Origin of the sequence: Pseudonocardia sp. EV170527-09, assembly GCF_008369905.1 — a bacterium.
Taxonomy (GTDB): domain Bacteria; phylum Actinomycetota; class Actinomycetes; order Mycobacteriales; family Pseudonocardiaceae; genus Pseudonocardia.
On the sequence record NZ_VRMC01000017.1, the window covers coordinates 19,185 to 35,782 of the forward strand.

Here is a 16,598-nt window from a genome sequence, read left to right on the forward strand (position 1 = left end):
TCTCATGGCGGACGCGCTCGAGCACCTCGTGCGCGGCATCGTCGACCACCCCGACGACGTCCGGGTGGACCTGGTCACCGGGCGTCGCGGTCGGATCCTCGAGGTCCGGGTACACCCCGACGACCTCGGGAAGGTGATCGGCCGGGGTGGCCGCACCGCCACCGCCCTGCGCAACGTCATCGGTGGTGTGGGCGGTCGCGGCGTGCGCGTCGACGTCGTCGACACCGACCGGTGACGAGTTCCGCACCCGACGACGCCGGCCAGGTCCTGGTCGGCGTCGTCGTGCGTGTGCACGGTCTGCGGGGTGAGGTCGTCGTCGAGCCCCGCACCGACGACCCGCGCACGCGCTTCGCGCCCGGTGCCGTCCTGCAGGGCCACCGGACCCGCGGCGCGGGCCCCGGGCCGCTCACCGTCACCGGTGCGCGTGCCCACTCGGGTCGCTGGCTCGTTCTCTTCGAGGGCGTCGCCGACCGCGACGCCGCCGAGGCCCTGCGCGGGGTCCAGCTCAGGCTGCCGACCTCCGCGCTTGCCGAGCCGGAGGACCCGGAGGAGTTCCACGTCCACCAGCTGACCGGCCTGCGGGCCGAGCTGGCGGACGGGACCACGGCGGGCACCGTCTCCGACGTCGTGCACGGGCCCGGCGGGTCCCTGCTGGTCGTCACCCGGCCCGCCGGACACGAGGCGCTCGTCCCGTTCGTCGAGGCGATCGTGCCCACCGTCGACCTGGCGGGGGGACGCGTGGTCCTCGACCCGCCCGACGGGCTGCTCGACCCCCAGGACTGATCGCGGTCCGGCACCCTCCCGTGGTGCCGGGCCGTTCCTGCGGCGCCGGTGTCAACTCAGGTTGACAGCGACCGGGTGTCAACCTACATTGACACCATGAGTGATGCGACGACGGTGGCCGCGGCGGCGTCCAGCACGGACCCGGCCGTGGGGCTGCGGGCGGTGGTGGCCCTGCGCGAGCTGCAGGAGTCCCTGGAGGAGCTGCAGGTCACCAACGCCCGTGACCGGGGATGGACCTGGCAGCAGATCGCCGACGCGCTGCGGATCAGCCGGCAGGCGGTGCACAAGAAGTACCGCCGGCTCGGCCTGTAGAGGGGGAGACGCACATGTTCGAACGGTTCACCGACGAGGCCCGCAGGGTCGTCGTCCTGGCCCAGGAGATCGCGCGGACGAGGCACGCGGGGCGGATCGGGCCGGAGCACCTGCTGCTCGGGGTCCTGCGGTGCCCCGGTACGCCGGGGGAGGAGATCCTCTCCGCGGCCGGGGTCGACGCCCGCACCGTCACCGAGGATCTCGACCGGGTGGACGGCGCGCCCGCTCGCGACGCCGACGCCCTCGCCACCCTGGGCATCGACCTCGACGCCGTCCGGAACGCGGTGGAGGCGGGCTTCGGCCCCGGCGCACTCGACCGACCGCGGCGCGGGCGGTGGCGGGCCGGGCACATCCCGTTCGAGAAGTCCTCGAAGAAGGCGCTCGAGCTGGCACTGCGCGAGGCGGTCCGGCTGGGCGACCGGTTCATCGGGACCGAGCACGTCCTGCTCGGGCTGCTGCACCCGGACACCGCGGCCTCGCAGGTGCTCGAGCGGTGCGGGATGACGCTGTACGGCACCCGGGAAGCCGTGGAACGGCGGCGGCCCCGCCGGGCCGGCTGAGTCACCTGGCAGAGTCCCCCGTCCGGGCGTCGGCGCTCAGTCGTCGGCGCGGTCCGGGTCGTCCGGGTCCTCCGTGGGGTCGACCCGGGTCTGGGCCGAGCGCACCCCGTCGGTCTCCGACAGCGCCGCGGCCAGTCCGTTCAGGTCGCCCCGGCCGTCGAGTCGCAGGGTGAGCGCGGCGACCCGACCGCCGTCGTCGGTGAACGAGCCGCGGTGCACGGACACCCCGGCGACCGAGAAGCCGGCCGCGGTGCAGCGCTCCAGGACCCGGCGCAGCACGCCGTGGCCGTCGTCGTAGCGGATCCGCAGCACCGGCGGGCGACGACGGTGCCGCCGCACCACCCGCGCGACCGGCTGCAGACCGCGGGTGACCAGGAAGTGCGCCGCCGTCGCCAGGACGGCCAGCGGGGCCAGGCCCGCGCCGCACGCCGTCCCGACCGCGGCGGCCAGCCAGATCGTGGCCGCGGTGGTGAGCCCGCGCACCACGTCCTGCCGGACGAAGATCAGCCCCGCGCCGATGAACCCGATCCCGGACACGATCTGCGCCGCGATCCGGGACGGGTCCAGGGCGACGTGCTCGGTCGTGAGCAGGTCGGCGAAGCCGTACTTCGAGATGACCATGAACACCGCCGCGCCGACGCCGACCAGCACGTGCGTGCGCAGTCCGGCGCTCTTCGCCCCGGCCTCGCGTTCCAGACCGATCGCCGTCGTCAGCAGCAGGGCGAGCAGCACCGGCGGCAGCAGGCTCCACTGCGCCGCCGTCGACCAGAGCGGCTCGGTCCAGGATTCCGACATGCGCGACCTCCTTCGGGGCGGGGGGACGGGCGCCTGCGACGATCCGCGCCGTGCGGATCGACGTCGTGACCATCTTCCCGTCCTACCTGCAACCGTTGCGCGAGGCACTGCTGGGGCGGGCGATCGACCGCGGGCTGCTGGACGTCGCCGTGCACGACCTGCGGGACTGGACCCACGACGTGCACCAGGCCGTCGACGACTCCCCGTACGGCGGCGGGCCGGGCATGGTCATGCGCCCCCAGGTGTGGGGCGAGGCCCTCGACGACGTGCTGGCCACCCCGGACCTGCCCGCCCGGCTGGTCGTCCCCACCCCGGCCGGGCGGCCGTTCACCCAGGCCACCGCGCACGCCTGGGCCGCCGAGCAGCGTCTGGTGTTCGCCTGCGGCCGCTACGAGGGCATCGACGAGCGCGTGCTGCTCGACGCCCGGGCCCGCGGCATCACCGTCGACGAGGTCTCGATCGGGGACTACGTGCTCGTCGGCGGGGAGGTCGCGGTGCTCGTGATGGTCGAGGCCGTCGCCCGGCTGCTGCCCGGTGTGCTGGGCAACCCGCGCTCGGCCGCCGAGGACTCCTTCTCCGACGGGTTGCTCGAGGGCCCGTCCTACACCCGTCCCGAGGTGTGGCGGGGGCTGGCCGTGCCGGAGGTGCTCCGCGGCGGGAACCACGCCGCGATCGCCCGCTGGCGCCGCGACCGGGCCCTGGAACGGACCCGGGACCGGCGCCCCGACCTGCTCGACGCGCTCGGACCGGACGCCCTGGACGCCGCCGACCGCGCGGTGCTCGCCGCCGGGCGCCCCGACGACGACGCCGACGGCCCCACCGGCTGAGCGTTCCCGCCGGCCGCGTCCCCGGCGCGGCGCCGCGGGGTCGGCCTCGGGCCGTGTGGGGACCGTCCGGCCGTCGCCCGGCGGGCCCCCACCGGCGACCGGCGGTGCCCGGTCCGTCCGGTAGGACCGGCCCTGCGGAGCCGTTCCCGGAGGCCCCGGACCACCGGGTGTCCGGGGCGATCTGCCCGTCTGGCACTATGGACGGGTTGCCAGCGCCGCGTGTGGCGCCCGGTGACGGTCACGTGTGCCCCCGGTCCTGCCGGTGGTGCCGGCCGTACCGAGCCCGCCACGTGAGGAGCGTCGTCGCCAGTACGGCACGACCGCCCCGTGGCCCGGGCGCGATCCCGGATCGACCCGGGACCGGCACCGCACGACCCGCACGAACGACACACGAGGACGGACCGTCGACATGAACACCCTGGACGCACTGGACGCACTGGACGCGGAGACCCTGCGCTCCGACATCCCGAACTTCCGCCCCGGGGACACCCTCAAGGTGCACGTGAAGGTCATCGAGGGCAACCGCACCCGTACCCAGATCTTCCAGGGCGTCGTCATCCGTCGCCACGGCTCGGGTGCCCGCGAGACCTTCACCGTGCGCAAGATCTCGTTCGGCGTCGGCGTCGAGCGCACCTTCCCGGTGCACACGCCGAACATCGAGAAGATCGAGGTCGCCACCCGCGGTGACGTCCGCCGGGCGAAGCTGTACTACCTCCGCGACCTCCGCGGCAAGGCCGCGAAGATCAAGGAGCGCCGGGAGACCACCGCGTCCTGACCGTCACCCAGTCGTGACGGACCGGTGACGTAATCTCGAAGCGTGGCCTTCCCCGAGCTCCCCGACGACCGCCGGGCCCGCCCCCGGCGGTATCGCGGCAGCGATGTCCCCGAGCGCCCCGGTCGGCGGCGGGCCCCCGAGGACCCGCCGCAGACCGGTGGCGAACCGGGTGGTGACGAGCAGCAGTGGCTGCTCGGTACCGCGGTGCAGCACGGGGTGCCCGTCCGGGACGGCTCCGCGGACGGTGAGCCCGAGGGCGCACCGCGCGGGGTCCGTACCCGGCACACGGGCCCGGAGGACGGCGCCGACGGCGCAGGCCCCCGTGGACGTCGCTACCGCAACGGGTTCGACGAGCTCGCCGCCGGGCGCTCCGGTCGGCACGGCGTCGACGCGGCCGCCCCGGCCCCCGGGGACCGGCCCGCCCCGGCCACCGAGGGCCCGGACACGCTGCAGGCCCGCTACGCGGCCCGGCTGAACCGGCCCGACGGCCCCGAGGCCGGCGCCGCACCGAACGGCAGGTCGTGGCCACCGCCCGGCAGCCGCCCGGAGCACGCCCCGGACCCCCGGTACCCGGCACCACCGGCCGCACGCTCCGAGGGCGCCGGCCGCCACGGCATCCGCCCGGCCCCCGACCAGCCCCTCCCCGACGGCGGGCCCGGTCGTCGCGCCGCCGGGTACAGCCCGAACAGCGCTGCCGGGCAGGATCCGAACCGTGCCGCGGGGTTCGACCCGAGCCGTGCTGCCGCGTTCGATCCGAACGTCGCCCCACCCGTCCGCGGCCCCGAGGCGCCTCGTCGCAACGGCCGGCCGGAGGGCCGTTCCCCCGAGGGCCACGCGCCCGACGGGTACGGCCGCCCCGACCCGCGTGGTCGTGGGGCCGGCCGTCCGCCGCTGCGCGGCCCGTCCGGCGAGTACACCAACGGTGCCCACCCGGACCAGCGCCCCGACGGGGCCGCCCCCGGTCAGCCGGACGGCACCGGTGCGTTCAGCGGTCCCGAACGGTCCGCTCCGCGCCCCGGTCGCCGCCCCGCCGGGCCGGTCGCCGACGGCGCCGTCCCGCCGTCGCGCCGTCCCGTCCCTCCGCCGGTCGACGGCGCCCCGACCCCACGTCGCCCCGTCCCGCCGGACGCCGACGCGACCACGCGCCGCCGGGTGCCGACCGACGCCGACCCGCGGCGTACCCGCGCCGCCGCGGCCCCGGCCGGCGACGACATCGACCCCGGTGCCGACCCCGGCGCCGACCCCGAGACCGCCGCGGTCCCGCACCCCGGCTCCGATGCGCCGCCGCGGCCCCCCCGACGCCGCCGTCCGGCGGCCGCGTTGCCGGAACCGTCCGAGGACCCCGACGAGAACCCCGCCGAGATCCCGGCCGAGCCGGAGGACGGGACGGACGAGCCGGAGCGCGCGACCGGTGGCCGCGCGGCACGCCGCAACCGCCCCGTCGGCATCGGCGGCCGGATCGCCGCGCTCACCGGGCGCGGTTCCGCCGCGGCCGCCGCGGGCGAGGAGAAGCCCAAGACGGCGTTCTGGAAGGAGATCCTGCTCCTGGCCGGGGTCGCCATCCTGCTGACGGTCCTCATCCAGACCTTCCTCGCGAAGGTCTACGTCATCCCGTCGGGTTCGATGGAGACGACGCTGCACGGCTGCACCGGCTGCAACAACGACCGGGTGCTCGTCGACAAGGTCACCTACAACTTCACCGACATCAGCCCGGGCGACATCGTGGTGTTCCGCGGCACCGACGGCTGGGCCAGCGAGACCTACAGCGGTGAGGGCAGCGAGAACCCGCTGGTCAAGGGCATGCAGACGCTCGGCTCGCTGGTCGGGATCGCCCCGCCGGACGAGAAGGACTTCGTCAAGCGGGTCATCGCCGTGGGGGGTCAGACCGTCTCCTGCTGCGACGCGCTCAACCAGGTCGTCGTCGACGGGCAGCCGCTGACGGAGCCCTACATCTACTACCTGCCCGAGGCGGGGCCGGCCCGGCAGATCCCGTTCGGGCCGATCACCGTCCCCGAGGGCCAGTACTGGATGATGGGCGACTCGCGGAACAACTCCGCGGACTCCCGGGCGGCGGGGCACGGCCCCATCCCCGAGGCCAACATCATCGGCAAGGTCCGGCTGATCGTGCTGCCCTTCGACCGGTTCGGCTGGGTCAGTGCGGTCGATCCGCAGACCACGGCCGACGCGGCCGGGCTCCCGGGGCTGCCCGACGGGCTGCCGCTGGCACTGGGCATCATGGGGACACTGCCGCTCGCGGCCGGCCGCCGACGGGCCCTGCTCGCCCGCGCCGAGGCCGAGCGGTTCCTGCCCGCGACGCGCCCCCCGCACGGGTGGCGCCGGAGAACCTGACCGGGAGCACCGTGCCGGTTCCGCCCACCCGCGCCCGTCCCGCCGGACGGCCGCGTGCCCGCCGACGCCCCGTACGGGTCCTGCCCGACGGTCTGCGTCCGCCGCGTGCCGTCGTCCGCGACGGCGGCACCTGGACCCTGCAGACGGTCCTGCAACGCCACGGGCTCGGCCCGGTCGCCGGCGTCGACGAGGCCGGTCGCGGTGCCAGCGCCGGACCGCTGGTCGTCGCCTCGGCGGTGCTGCGGCCCGCGGACGCGAAGGCCCTCGACGGGCTGACCGACTCGAAGCTGCTGACCCCGGCCGCCCGTGACCACTGGTACGACCGCATCCGGGCCCGGGCCCGGGCCCGGGCGCTGGACCACGCCGTCGTCGTGATCCCGGCGGCGGAGGTCGACCGCCGCGGGGTGCACGTCGCCAACATCGAGGGCATGCGTCGCGCGGTGGCCGCGCTGACCGCGGTCACGCCCGGCTACGTCCTGACCGACGGCTTCCCGGTCCGCGGCTTCGGGAGCCCGGCCCTCGCGGTGCCGAAGGGCGACCGGGTGGCGGCCTGCATCGCGGCGGCGTCGGTGCTGGCCAAGGTGACCCGGGACCGCATCATGACCGCGCTCGACGCCGAGCACGATCGCTACGGATTCGCGGTGCACAAGGGCTACAACACCCCGGACCACGAGGCCGCGCTGCGCGCACACGGGCCCTGTCCGGAGCACCGGTTCTCCTTCGCGAACGTCGCCGCGGTGGCCGGGCGCGAGGCCCCGGCGGGGCTGGTCCACAATGGGGCGCTCCCCGAGCAGGAACCCGACCCCGGAGACCCGGGGGACACGGTCGGGGCGTGGGAGCCGTTGGAGATCGTCACAGGAGGAGCGGGCCGGTGAGCGCCGAGGATCTCGAGAAGTACGAGACCGAGATGGAGCTCACGCTCTACAAGGAGTACCGCGACATCGTCGCCCAGTTCTCCTACGTCGTGGAGACGGAGCGCCGGTTCTACCTGGCCAACTCCGTCGACGTCGCCCCGCGCAACGCCGACGGCGAGGTCTACTTCGAGGTGCGCATGTCCGACGCGTGGGTGTGGGACATGTACCGCCCGGCGCGGTTCGTCAAGAACGTGCGGGTCGTGACGTTCAAGGACGTCAACATCGAGGAGCTCGACACCCCGGACCTGCGGCTGCCCGACGACGACCAGTTCCCGGGCTGAGCGGGTAGCAGACCCCACCGACGGTTCCGCCGTCCCGGCCGCGCGGCCGACGGTGCCCATCCACAACCGTCGGATCCGTCCACAGCCGGCCGATCCACCCCCGCGACGGGCCCACCCGGCCCGATCGTGGACCCATGGCAGCGAAGGACGAGCTCGGGCGCCGCGGTGAGGACACCGCCGCCGAGTACCTCGAGCGGGCACACGGGATGGTCGTGCTCAGCCGCAACTGGCGGTGCACCCACGGCGAGATCGACATCGTCGCGGTCGACCCGGAGCGACGGCTGGTGTTCTGCGAGGTCAAGACCCGTTCCGGTCTCCGCTACGGCGAACCCGCCGAGGCGGTGACCCCCCGCAAGACACGCCGGATCCGGCTGCTGGCCAAGGCGTTCATGGCCGCCCACCGGGTCAGCTGGGTCGAGATCAGGTTCGACGTCGTGGCGGTCCTGATCCGACCTGGTCGGCCGGTCACCCTCACCCACTACCCGGCGGCGTTCTGATGCGGCCCCCGGCACGCATCTGGTCGGTCGCGCTGCACGGCGTCGACGGCGTCCCCGTCGAGATCGAGGCGGTCATCGGCGGTGGGATGCCCGGCGTGCACCTCGTCGGCCTGCCCGACGCCGCGCTCAACGAGTCCAAGGACCGGGTGCGGTCCGCGATCGTGCACTCCGGCCGCACCTGGCCCAACGAGCGGATCGTGCTCGCCCTCTCCCCGGCGACGCTGCGCAAGACCGGCAGCCGCTTCGATCTCGCACTGGCGCTCGGCGTCCTGGTCGCCGCGGACGCGGTGCCGCCCGACCGGCTGCGCGGCACCGTGCTGCTCGGCGAGCTCGCTCTCGACGGCAGGCTGCGCCCGGTGCGCGGCGTGCTGCCCTGCCTGCTCGCCGCGCGGGACGCCGGGATGATCCGCGCCGTCGTGCCCCGCGCCACGCTCGCCGAGGCCGCGCTGGTCGACGGCATCGAGGCGTTCGGCGCCGACAGCCTCGGCGACGTCCTGGACTGGGCGGCGGGCAACCGGCTGCTGCACCGGCACGACGGCGGACCGGAGGACGCCCCGGTCGCCGCGGCCCCCGAGCTGGCCGACGTGCTCGGCCAGCACGACGCCCGGCACGCCCTGGAGATCGCCGCCGCCGGAGGGCACCACCTGCTGATGGTCGGCCCGCCCGGCACCGGCAAGACGATGCTCGCCCAGCGGGTGGTGGGGCTGCTGCCCGAGCTCGACCGCTCCGAGGCGCTGCAGCTCGCCGCGATCCGCTCGGTGGCCGGGCGGCTCGGCGACACCGGGGCGCTCAGCACGTGTGCGCCGTTCGTCGCGCCGCACCACTCGGCGTCGACCGCGGCGCTGCTCGGCGGGGGAAGCGGCGTCGCCCGGCCCGGTGCGGTGTCGCTGGCCCACCGCGGGGTGCTGTTCCTCGACGAGTGCCCGCACTGGCCCGCCTCGGTCCTCGACGGGCTGCGCACCCCGCTGGAGGAGGGCGAGGTCCGGCTGTCCCGCGCCGACGGCACCGTGCGCTATCCGGCCCGCTTCCAGCTCGTCCTCGCGGCGAACCCGTGCCCGTGCGCCCCGCCGATCGACCGCGACTGCACCTGCCGCCCCGACGTCCGCCGCCGCTACCTGTCCCGGCTGTCCGGTCCGCTGCTCGACCGGGTCGACCTGCGGGTGGCGATGGAGCCGGTGACCGCGCTGAGGGTGACCGAGCAGCGGGGCGAGGACACCGCGACCGTCCGCCGCCGGGTGCTCGACGCGCGTGCCGCCGCCGTCGCACGGTGGTCGGAGCACGGGTGGCGGTGCAACGCCGAGGTGCCCGGCCCCGCCCTGCGGACCCGATTCCCGCTGCCCGCCCGCGTGATCGCACCGCTGGAGGCCCGGTTGCGCGCCGGTGACCTCAGCGCCCGCGGCGCGGACCGCGCGCTACGGGTCGCGTGGACGCTCAGCGACCTCGCCGGGGCGGACCGGCCCGACCGCGGTCTGGTCGACGCGGCGCTGTACTTCCGCGAGCGGGGTGCCGCGTGAGCGCCCCGGGCCCGGCCGTCGGCCGGGGCACCGACATCGGCCAGGGCGTCGGCAGGGTGCCCGAGGAGGTCCTGCGCGCCCGCGCCTACCTGATGCGCTGCGTCGAACCCCCGAACCGGCACCTCGTCGCGCTGGTCGACCGGTACGGGCCGGTCGAGGCGGCCGACCGGCTGCGCCGCGGCGCGGTTCCCGACGAGCTGCTGCGCGCCGCCGCGGCCCGGCGGGGCACCGACCGGTCCGAGGCCGACCTGGAGGAGGCCGCCCACGCCGGGGCCCGCCTGCTCGTGCCGGAGGACCCGGGGTGGCCGTCGTGGCCGTTCCGGTCGTTCGCCGAGGCCCCGCGGGCCGACCTCGCGCCCCCGATCGCGCTGTGGGCCCGCGGGCCGGGGGAGATCGCGACGCTCGCCGACCGGTCGGTGACCGTCGTCGGCTCGCGCGCCGCGACCCCGTACGGGTTGGGCGTGGCCGCGGACTTCTCCGCGACGCTGGCCCGGCGCGGCGTCACGGTCCTGTCCGGCGCCGCGTTCGGCATCGACGCGGCCGCGCACCGGGGTGCCCTCGCCGTCGACGGTGCGACGGTCGCGGTCCTGGCCTGTGGCCCGGACCGGGTCTACCCGGCCGCGCACACCGGTCTCCTGGAACGGATCGCCGCGACCGGACTGGTGCTCACCGAGTACCCGCCCGGCACGATCCCCGGGCGGCTGCGGTTCCTGGTCCGCAACCGGCTGCTGGCGGCACTCGGTGTCGGGACCCTCGTCGTCGAGGCCGGGGCGCGCAGCGGGACGAAACGGACCGCCGCCGACGCGACCGCGCTCGGGCGCCCGCTGATGGCGGTGCCGGGCCCGGTCACGTCGGGGATGTCGGTCGGCTGCCACGAGCTGGTCCGGTCGCACCAGGCGGGCCTCGTCGGGCGGCCCGAGGACGTCCTGGAGGTCGTCGGCCGGCTGGGCGTGGACCTCGCCCTGCCGCCGCAGGGGGAGTCCCGCCCGACCGACGGGCTCGACCCGCGGGTGCTCGCGGTCCACGACGTGTTGCCCGCCCGGGCCGCGTGGCCGCCGGGACGGATCGGCGAGGCCGCGGGCGTCGGCCCCGACGAGTTGCGCGCGGCGCTGACCGAGCTGGAGGACCGTGGGCTCGCCGAGTACCACCAGGGGCTGTGGCAGCGCCCGGCACGCCGGGCGGGTCCTTGACCGGCGGCCCTCGGCGGCGGACCGTCCGGGCATGGCGCGCACAGAGTCCTCCGGTCCCGCGGCCGAGCCGGGCCCCGACGCGGCCGCGCGTCCCGACGACCGGACCCGGCCCGACGCCGACCGCCCGGGCACGGACCGGGCGGGCGCTCGTGCCGCAGGCGACCGGACCGCCGCCGGTGACGGGCTCGCCCCGGACGTCGCCGGCGCGCTCGAGGAGTTCACCGGTCACCTGCGCCTCGAGCGGAACCGCTCGCCGCACACCGTCCGCGGCTACCGCTCGGACCTCACCGACCTGCTCCGTGGTCTCCCCGGCCTCGGCGCGCTCGACCTGGATCACCTGCGTCGGCGGCTCGGCGCGACGCACGCCGCCGGCGCCGGGCGGGCCACCGTCGCGCGGCGCACCGCCGCGGCCCGTACGTTCTGCGCCTGGGCGGTGCGCACCGGGCGGCTCGACCACGACCCGGCGGCCCGGCTCGGGTCACCGCGCGCGGGCACCGTCCTGCCGGAGGTACCCGCCGCGGCGGAGACCGCGGCGGTGCTGGACGCGGTGACCTCCGGTGCGGCGGAGGACGCCCCGGAGGCCCTGCGCGACCTGCTGGTCCTCGAACTCCTCTACGCGACCGGGATCCGGGTCGCCGAGCTGTGCGGACTCGACGTCGGGGCGGTCGACGAGTCCGCCCGTACGCTGCGGGTCCGGGGCAAGGGAGACCGGGAACGGACCGTGGTGTTCGGGGTCCCCGCCGCGCGCGCGGTGCGCCGCTGGCTCGACCACGGCAGACCGGCGCTGGCGACCCCGTCGTCGCCGCCGGCACTGCTGCTGGGCGTGCGGGGAGGGCGGCTGGACCCGCGCGTCGCCCGGACCGTCGTGCACCGCGCGATCCGGGCGGTACCGGGTGTCCCCGACGTCGGGCCGCACGGTCTGCGGCACGCCGCGGCGACCCATCTGCTCGAGGGCGGGGCCGACCTTCGTTACGTACAGGAGTTACTCGGTCACGCTACGCTGTCGACCACGCAGCTCTACACGCACGTGACCGTCGACCGGTTGAAGGTGGTTCATGACCAGGCGCACCCTCGGGCGTGAGGTGTCCCCGACGACACCGCGCCGGCCCGACGCGTTCCCCGCCGCCCTGGCCACGGCCCTCGACCGGGTGGCCGCGGGGGCAGACACGCCCCGCACGGCCGTCCTCGGGCCGGTCCCCGACCCACCCGGGTCCCCGCGTCGCGGTCCCCTCGACGCCGTCTCCGGGCAACCGTCGGCGGACGTGGCCCCGGGGTGCATCGCGCTGGTCCCGTCGACGGGCCGGTCGCCCCGCGACACGCCCGACGGCGTCCGAGGTCACCTGAACGAGACCGTCGAGCCGGCGGTCGTGCCGCTGTGGCGCGAGTTCCTCGCCACCCGCGCTCCTGCCGCTCGGCGACGCCTGGTCGAGCACCACGCCCCGCTGGTGCGCGGCGTGGGCACGAAGCTGGCGGTGCGGCTGCCGTCGTCGATCGAGCTGGCCGACCTGCTCCAGTCCGGGACGTTCGGCCTGATGGAGGCCGTCGACCGGTTCGACCCCGCACGCAGGATCCGCTTCGAGGCCTATGCGGCCCAGCGCGTCCGGGGGGCCATGCTCGACGAGCTGCGCGCCCAGGACTGGGTTCCCCGCACCGTGCGGGCGCGCAGCCGCGAGGTCGAGCGGGCCCGCGAGGCGGTGCAGCTCCGGGCCGGGCGCCCCGCGACCGACGGGGAGCTCGCTGCGGAGCTGGGTGTCGCGGTGCGCGAGCTCCGTCAGGCCCGGCGGCCGATGTACCTGGTCAGCGCCGAGGACCTCGGTGCGGGCGGCCCCGCGGGCTCGCCGCTGTCCACGCTCGCGGCCGACGACTCGGTGGACCCGGTGACCGCGGCGGTCCGGCGGGAGACCGGGGCGGAGCTGCGTGCCGCGATCGGCCTGTTGGGGGAGCGGGACCGGCTGGTCCTGCACCTCTACTACGTCGAGAACCGGACACTCGCCGAGATCGGCGGGATCCTCGGGGTCACCGAGTCCCGGGTCTGCCAGCTCCACGCCCGGACGATCACCCGCCTGCGGGCCTCGTTGGCGCCGGCGCTGGCGGGCTGACCTCCGCCGGAGCGTCCTCCGGGGGCTCCGGTGCCCCCTCCCAGGGGAGCAGCCGCACCCGGGGAGGGCGCAGCAGTACCAGCGGGTCCAGGTGGTCGAGCCGCTCCCGTCGTACGCCCCAGTGCAGGCAGGCCGCGACCGGGCACCCGGTGTGCCCGGGTTCCAGCCTCCCCACCGGGTCGCCCCCGGCGAGCCGCGCCCCGGCCACGACGCCGGCGGTCACCGGCTCGTAGGTGCTCCGCAACCCGTCGGGGTGGTCGACCGAGACGACGCCGCGCCCGGCGATCCGGCCGGCGAACACGACGACCCCCTCCCGCGCGACGAGCACCGCCTGTCCGGGGGAACCGGCGAGGTCGGCGCCGCGGTGCCCGCGGCCGTAGCGGAACGCGGGCTTGCGGAACACCGCCGTGACCGCCGGGGGCGGGAGCAGCGGCCACGCGTAGTCCGCCCCCGGTGCCGGGATCCCCGCCCCGGGCGGCCGCGGCGGTGCGGGCGCGGGACCGACCCCGTCCGGGGGTCCGCCCGGAGCGGGCCCACCGCCGGTGTCCGGCTCACCGCCGGGCCCGGGAGAGTGCCCGGCAGTCCCGGGAGACGGATCCCGGCGCGGTGCGGCGGTCACCGGTGCGGCGGTCACCGGTGCGGCGGTCACCGGTGCGGCGGTCACCGGTGCGGCGACCAGCGATGCAGCGACCAGTGGTGTGGCGGCGACAGGCACTGTGGCGACAGGCGCAGCGACCGCCGCCCCCGGCGGCACGAGCGCAACACCGATCACCACCACGGCGAGCAGCACCGCCCCCGGCCGCAGTCCGGCCCGCCATCCCGGGCGGGACACGGGACGCGGGCTCCGGGGCAGGATGTCGAGCGGGGGAGCGGACTGGACGGGGAGAGACACCCGTCCAGCCTGCGGCGGCGACCGCTCGTCGCCGGGGTGGACCGTCGTCCTGTGGACGTACCGGCCGGTTGTGGACAGCCGCCGTCGGAACCGGGCTCCGCCGCGATCGGCCCGAAGGCCCCGGCGTACACTGGATCCCGCACCACGTCCGTCGTGGTGACTTCGCGCGCCCGCTCGCCCGTCGCGCCGTTCCCCCAGGGTACGGCGTCGGGAGCGGAGGCCGGGCGGTCCTGCGATCCCGACGTCACGCTCACGTGTGACCAGGGGGAGCGGGTCCGGCTCCGCCGCGGGCGCCAGGGTGGTCCACCGACCGGTGGGCCCACGAACCGCCTGCGCGGCACCCGCCGCGCCCGACCGAGAGGTGAACGCAGGCCATGGCCGTCGTCACCATGAAGCAGCTGCTCGACAGCGGCGTGCACTTCGGGCACCAGACCCGTCGCTGGAACCCGAAGATGAAGCGCTACATCCTCACCGAGCGCAACGACATCTACATCATCGACCTCCAGCAGACGCTGTCGTACATCGACCGCGCCTACGAGTTCGTGCGCGAGACCGTCGCGCACGGCGGGACGATCATGTTCGTCGGCACCAAGAAGCAGGCCCAGGAGGTCATCGCCGAGGAGGCGGCCCGGGTCAACATGCCGTACGTCAACCAGCGCTGGCTGGGTGGCATGCTCACCAACTTCCAGACCGTCCACCGTCGCCTGCAGCGCCTCAAGGAGCTCGAGGCGATGGAGCAGAACGGTGGCTTCGAGGGCCGCTCGAAGCGCGAGATCCTCACGCTGACCCGTGAGAAGGACAAGCTCGAGAAGACCCTCGGCGGTATTCGCGACATGTCCAAGGTCCCGTCCGCCGTCTGGATCGTGGACACCAAGAAGGAGCACATCGCCGTCGGCGAGGCCCGGAAGCTCAAGATCCCGGTCGTCTCCATCCTGGACACGAACTGCGACCCGGACGAGGTCGACTTCCCGATCCCGGGCAACGACGACGCGATCCGCTCGGCCGCGCTGCTGACCAAGGTCATCGCCAAGGCCGCCGCCGACGGTCTGGTCTCCCGTGGCCAGCGCCGTGGCGAGGGTGGCGAGGCCGCCGCCGAGCAGCCGCTCGCCGAGTGGGAGCAGGACGTCCTGGCGGGCAACGAGGTCGGCTCCGACGGTGCCAGCCTCTCCGCCGCCGGTGGCGACGGTGCGGCCGCTGCGACCGCCCCGGCGTCGACCAGCAACGGCACCCAGAACTGAGTACGCGCACCGGGCGGGCCCGCTTCCGTGGGCCCGCCCGGTGCGACCCGGTGACCCATTCCCGTCACGACCCAGAGGACGAGAGACACCCGATGGCGAACTACACCGCCGCCGACGTCAAGCGGCTCCGTGAGCTCACCGGCTCCGGGATGATGGACTGCAAGAAGGCGCTCGAGGAGTCCGAGGGCGACTTCGACAAGGCCGTCGAGCTCCTCCGCATCAAGGGCGCGAAGGACGTGGGCAAGCGCGCCGAGCGCGCCACCGCCAACGGCCTGGTCGTCGCCGACGGCGGCACCCTGGTCGAGCTGGACTGCGAGACCGACTTCGTCGCCAAGTCCGACGACTTCATCGCGCTGGCCGAGAAGATCCTGGCCGCCGCGGTCGCCGAGAAGCCGGCCGACCTCGACGCGCTGCGCGAGACCAAGCTCGACGACGGCACCGTGGGCGAGGCCGTGCAGGCCCTGTCCGCCCGCATCGGCGAGAAGTTCGAGCTGAAGCGCTACGCCCGGGTCGACGGCCAGGCCGCCGTCTACCTGCACAAGCGCGCCACCGACCTGCCCCCGCAGATCGGCGTCCTGCTCGCCTACGAAGGCGACGACGCCGAGGCCGCCCGCGGTCTCGCGATGCAGGTCGCGGCGGCCCGGCCGGAGTACCTGACCCGTGAGCAGGTCCCCGCCGAGATCGTCGAGAACGAGAAGAAGATCGCGGAGGCGACCGCCCGCGAGGAGGGCAAGCCCGAGCAGGTCCTGCCCCGCATCGTCGAGGGCCGGGTCAACGGCTACTACAAGGACGTCGTGCTCCTGGAGCAGGCCTCCGTGGTCGACCCGAAGAAGTCGGTCAAGGCCGTCGCCGACGAGGCGGGTCTGACCATCAACGACTTCGTCCGTTTCGAGGTCGGCCAGAACTGATCCTTCCCGCCCCCGCCCGGGTGGTGCTCCGCGCACCGCCCGGGCGGAGGGTGAGGGGATCGTGACCGCCAGCGAGTATGACCAGGCCGGGGGATGCAACCGTGATCGAGGAAACCCTCTTCGACGTCGAGGAGAAGATGGAGAAGGCCGTCACGGTCGCCCGTGACGATCTGGCGTCGGTGCGTACCGGCCGGGCCACTCCGAACATGTTCTCCAGGATCGTCGTGGACTACTACGGCGCGTGGACCCCGCTGAACCAGCTCGCCTCGGTGTCGATCCCCGAGGCGCGGATGGCGGTCATCAAGCCCTACGACGCCAGCCAGCTCAAGCAGCTCGAGAAGGCGATCGCCGACTCGGACCTCGGCGTCAACCCGTCGAACGACGGGCAGATCATCCGCGTGATCATCCCGCAGCTCTCCGAGGAGCGGCGCCGGGACATGGTCAAGGTCGCCCGGGGCAAGGGTGAGGACGCGCGCGTCGTGCTCCGTGGCCTGCGCCGCAAGGCGATGGACGAGCTGCACCGCATCCAGCGTGACGGCGAGGCCGGCGAGGACGAGGTCGCCCGCGCCGAGAAGGAACTGCAGGGCGTCACGGACCGCTACGTCGCGCAGATCGACGAGCTGGTCAAGAACAAGGAATCCGAGCTCCTCGAGGTCTGAGCCCG

19 protein-coding genes are annotated in these 16,598 nt (G+C 75.4%); 17 read left to right on the forward strand and 2 right to left on the reverse strand.

Annotated elements, in window-relative coordinates; translation table 11 throughout:
- Positions 1 to 4: 4 nt before the first annotated feature.
- The 4 genes from FVA95_RS07290 (at position 5) to FVA95_RS07305 (ending at position 1,655) form a co-directional block, all read left to right on the forward strand.
- Positions 5 to 235, forward strand: a complete 231-nt coding sequence (locus tag FVA95_RS07290) for an RNA-binding protein (RefSeq protein ID WP_149663515.1) — start codon at positions 5 to 7, stop codon at positions 233 to 235.
- On the forward strand, positions 232 to 783 hold the full coding sequence (gene rimM / locus FVA95_RS07295; protein WP_149663516.1) for a ribosome maturation factor RimM: 552 nt from the start codon (positions 232 to 234) through the stop codon (positions 781 to 783). Before FVA95_RS07290 ends, rimM begins: the two co-directional genes overlap by 4 nt.
- Positions 784 to 879: 96 nt before the next feature.
- A complete protein-coding gene (locus FVA95_RS07300) occupies positions 880 to 1,095 on the forward strand; it encodes a helix-turn-helix domain-containing protein (RefSeq protein ID WP_149663517.1) in 216 nt (71 codons plus the stop codon).
- A gap of 14 nt (positions 1,096 to 1,109) precedes the next feature.
- Positions 1,110 to 1,655: a Clp protease N-terminal domain-containing protein gene (locus tag FVA95_RS07305; RefSeq protein ID WP_161992224.1), complete on the forward strand. Its 546-nt coding sequence runs from the start codon at positions 1,110 to 1,112 to the stop codon at positions 1,653 to 1,655.
- Positions 1,656 to 1,691: 36 nt separating this feature from the next.
- On the opposite strand, the gene FVA95_RS07310 is transcribed toward FVA95_RS07305, so the two are convergent.
- A complete protein-coding gene (locus tag FVA95_RS07310; RefSeq protein ID WP_193564315.1) occupies positions 1,692 to 2,450 on the reverse strand; it encodes an MgtC/SapB family protein in 759 nt (252 codons plus the stop codon).
- Positions 2,451 to 2,500: 50 nt separating this feature from the next.
- Between FVA95_RS07310 and trmD the strand changes: the two genes are divergently transcribed.
- From trmD to FVA95_RS07360, 10 genes are all read left to right on the forward strand, one after another.
- Complete coding sequence (gene trmD / locus FVA95_RS07315; RefSeq protein ID WP_149663519.1) at positions 2,501 to 3,277, forward strand: tRNA (guanosine(37)-N1)-methyltransferase TrmD; 777 nt, start codon at positions 2,501 to 2,503, stop codon at positions 3,275 to 3,277.
- A gap of 418 nt (positions 3,278 to 3,695) precedes the next feature.
- A complete protein-coding gene (gene rplS, locus FVA95_RS07320) occupies positions 3,696 to 4,052 on the forward strand; it encodes a 50S ribosomal protein L19 (RefSeq protein WP_149663559.1) in 357 nt (118 codons plus the stop codon).
- 42 nt (positions 4,053 to 4,094) lie between these two features.
- Complete coding sequence (gene lepB, locus FVA95_RS32705) at positions 4,095 to 6,401, forward strand: signal peptidase I (RefSeq protein ID WP_240051327.1); 2,307 nt, start codon at positions 4,095 to 4,097, stop codon at positions 6,399 to 6,401.
- 92 nt (positions 6,402 to 6,493) lie between these two features.
- Positions 6,494 to 7,276: a ribonuclease HII gene (locus FVA95_RS07330; RefSeq protein ID WP_149663561.1), complete on the forward strand. Its 783-nt coding sequence runs from the start codon at positions 6,494 to 6,496 to the stop codon at positions 7,274 to 7,276.
- Positions 7,273 to 7,596, forward strand: coding sequence for a DUF2469 domain-containing protein (locus tag FVA95_RS07335; protein WP_020627284.1), 324 nt, complete (start codon positions 7,273 to 7,275; stop codon positions 7,594 to 7,596). The genes FVA95_RS07330 and FVA95_RS07335 overlap by 4 nt, the downstream gene beginning before the upstream one ends.
- A 134-nt stretch (positions 7,597 to 7,730) precedes the next feature.
- Positions 7,731 to 8,093 carry a YraN family protein gene (locus tag FVA95_RS07340; RefSeq protein ID WP_149663520.1) on the forward strand — a complete coding sequence of 121 codons (363 nt, stop codon included), beginning with the start codon at positions 7,731 to 7,733 and terminating at the stop codon, positions 8,091 to 8,093.
- Positions 8,093 to 9,607 carry a YifB family Mg chelatase-like AAA ATPase gene (locus FVA95_RS07345; RefSeq protein ID WP_149663521.1) on the forward strand — a complete coding sequence of 505 codons (1,515 nt, stop codon included), beginning with the start codon at positions 8,093 to 8,095 and terminating at the stop codon, positions 9,605 to 9,607. The genes FVA95_RS07340 and FVA95_RS07345 overlap by 1 nt, the downstream gene beginning before the upstream one ends.
- Positions 9,604 to 10,797, forward strand: coding sequence for a DNA-processing protein DprA (locus tag FVA95_RS07350; RefSeq protein WP_240051328.1), 1,194 nt, complete (start codon positions 9,604 to 9,606; stop codon positions 10,795 to 10,797). The genes FVA95_RS07345 and FVA95_RS07350 overlap by 4 nt, the downstream gene beginning before the upstream one ends.
- A gap of 31 nt (positions 10,798 to 10,828) precedes the next feature.
- Positions 10,829 to 11,878 carry a tyrosine-type recombinase/integrase gene (locus FVA95_RS07355; protein ID WP_149663522.1) on the forward strand — a complete coding sequence of 350 codons (1,050 nt, stop codon included), beginning with the start codon at positions 10,829 to 10,831 and terminating at the stop codon, positions 11,876 to 11,878.
- Entirely contained in the window at positions 11,853 to 12,896 is a 1,044-nt protein-coding gene (locus tag FVA95_RS07360; protein WP_149663523.1) for a FliA/WhiG family RNA polymerase sigma factor, read from the forward strand. Before FVA95_RS07355 ends, FVA95_RS07360 begins: the two co-directional genes overlap by 26 nt.
- Here the strand turns inward: FVA95_RS07360 and FVA95_RS33645 are convergent.
- Positions 12,853 to 13,788, reverse strand: a complete 936-nt coding sequence (locus FVA95_RS33645; RefSeq protein ID WP_304627175.1) for a M23 family metallopeptidase — start codon at positions 13,786 to 13,788, stop codon at positions 12,853 to 12,855. The two genes, FVA95_RS07360 and FVA95_RS33645, sit on opposite strands and share 44 nt — an antisense overlap.
- A 374-nt stretch (positions 13,789 to 14,162) precedes the next feature.
- Here FVA95_RS33645 and rpsB point away from each other — a divergent pair, with 374 nt between their 5' ends.
- The 3 genes from rpsB to frr all read left to right on the forward strand — a co-directional run bounded on the left by rpsB (position 14,163) and on the right by frr (position 16,593).
- Complete coding sequence (rpsB, locus tag FVA95_RS07370; protein WP_149663524.1) at positions 14,163 to 15,026, forward strand: 30S ribosomal protein S2; 864 nt, start codon at positions 14,163 to 14,165, stop codon at positions 15,024 to 15,026.
- 92 nt (positions 15,027 to 15,118) lie between these two features.
- A complete protein-coding gene (tsf, locus tag FVA95_RS07375) occupies positions 15,119 to 15,934 on the forward strand; it encodes a translation elongation factor Ts (protein ID WP_020622048.1) in 816 nt (271 codons plus the stop codon).
- A 101-nt stretch (positions 15,935 to 16,035) separates the two neighbouring features.
- A complete protein-coding gene (gene frr / locus FVA95_RS07380) occupies positions 16,036 to 16,593 on the forward strand; it encodes a ribosome recycling factor (RefSeq protein WP_020622047.1) in 558 nt (185 codons plus the stop codon).
- Positions 16,594 to 16,598 lie beyond the last annotated feature (5 nt).

What these genes read in the sequence shown, in the direction of transcription:
- FVA95_RS07345 (WP_149663521.1), top strand. Translation starts at nt 8,093, where the DNA reads ATGCGGCCCCCGGCACGCATCTGGTCGGTCGCGCTGCACGGCGTCGAC.
- FVA95_RS07290 (WP_149663515.1), top strand. Translation starts at nt 5, where the DNA reads ATGGCGGACGCGCTCGAGCACCTCGTGCGCGGCATCGTCGACCACCCC.
- FVA95_RS07305 (WP_161992224.1), top strand. Translation starts at nt 1,110, where the DNA reads ATGTTCGAACGGTTCACCGACGAGGCCCGCAGGGTCGTCGTCCTGGCC.
- tsf (WP_020622048.1), top strand. Translation starts at nt 15,119, where the DNA reads ATGGCGAACTACACCGCCGCCGACGTCAAGCGGCTCCGTGAGCTCACC.
- FVA95_RS07355 (WP_149663522.1), top strand. Translation starts at nt 10,829, where the DNA reads ATGGCGCGCACAGAGTCCTCCGGTCCCGCGGCCGAGCCGGGCCCCGAC.
- FVA95_RS07300 (WP_149663517.1), top strand. Translation starts at nt 880, where the DNA reads ATGAGTGATGCGACGACGGTGGCCGCGGCGGCGTCCAGCACGGACCCG.
- FVA95_RS07360 (WP_149663523.1), top strand. Translation starts at nt 11,853, where the DNA reads ATGACCAGGCGCACCCTCGGGCGTGAGGTGTCCCCGACGACACCGCGC.
- rpsB (WP_149663524.1), top strand. Translation starts at nt 14,163, where the DNA reads ATGGCCGTCGTCACCATGAAGCAGCTGCTCGACAGCGGCGTGCACTTC.
- FVA95_RS07310 (WP_193564315.1), bottom strand. Translation starts at nt 2,450, where the DNA reads ATGTCGGAATCCTGGACCGAGCCGCTCTGGTCGACGGCGGCGCAGTGG.
- FVA95_RS07340 (WP_149663520.1), top strand. Translation starts at nt 7,731, where the DNA reads ATGGCAGCGAAGGACGAGCTCGGGCGCCGCGGTGAGGACACCGCCGCC.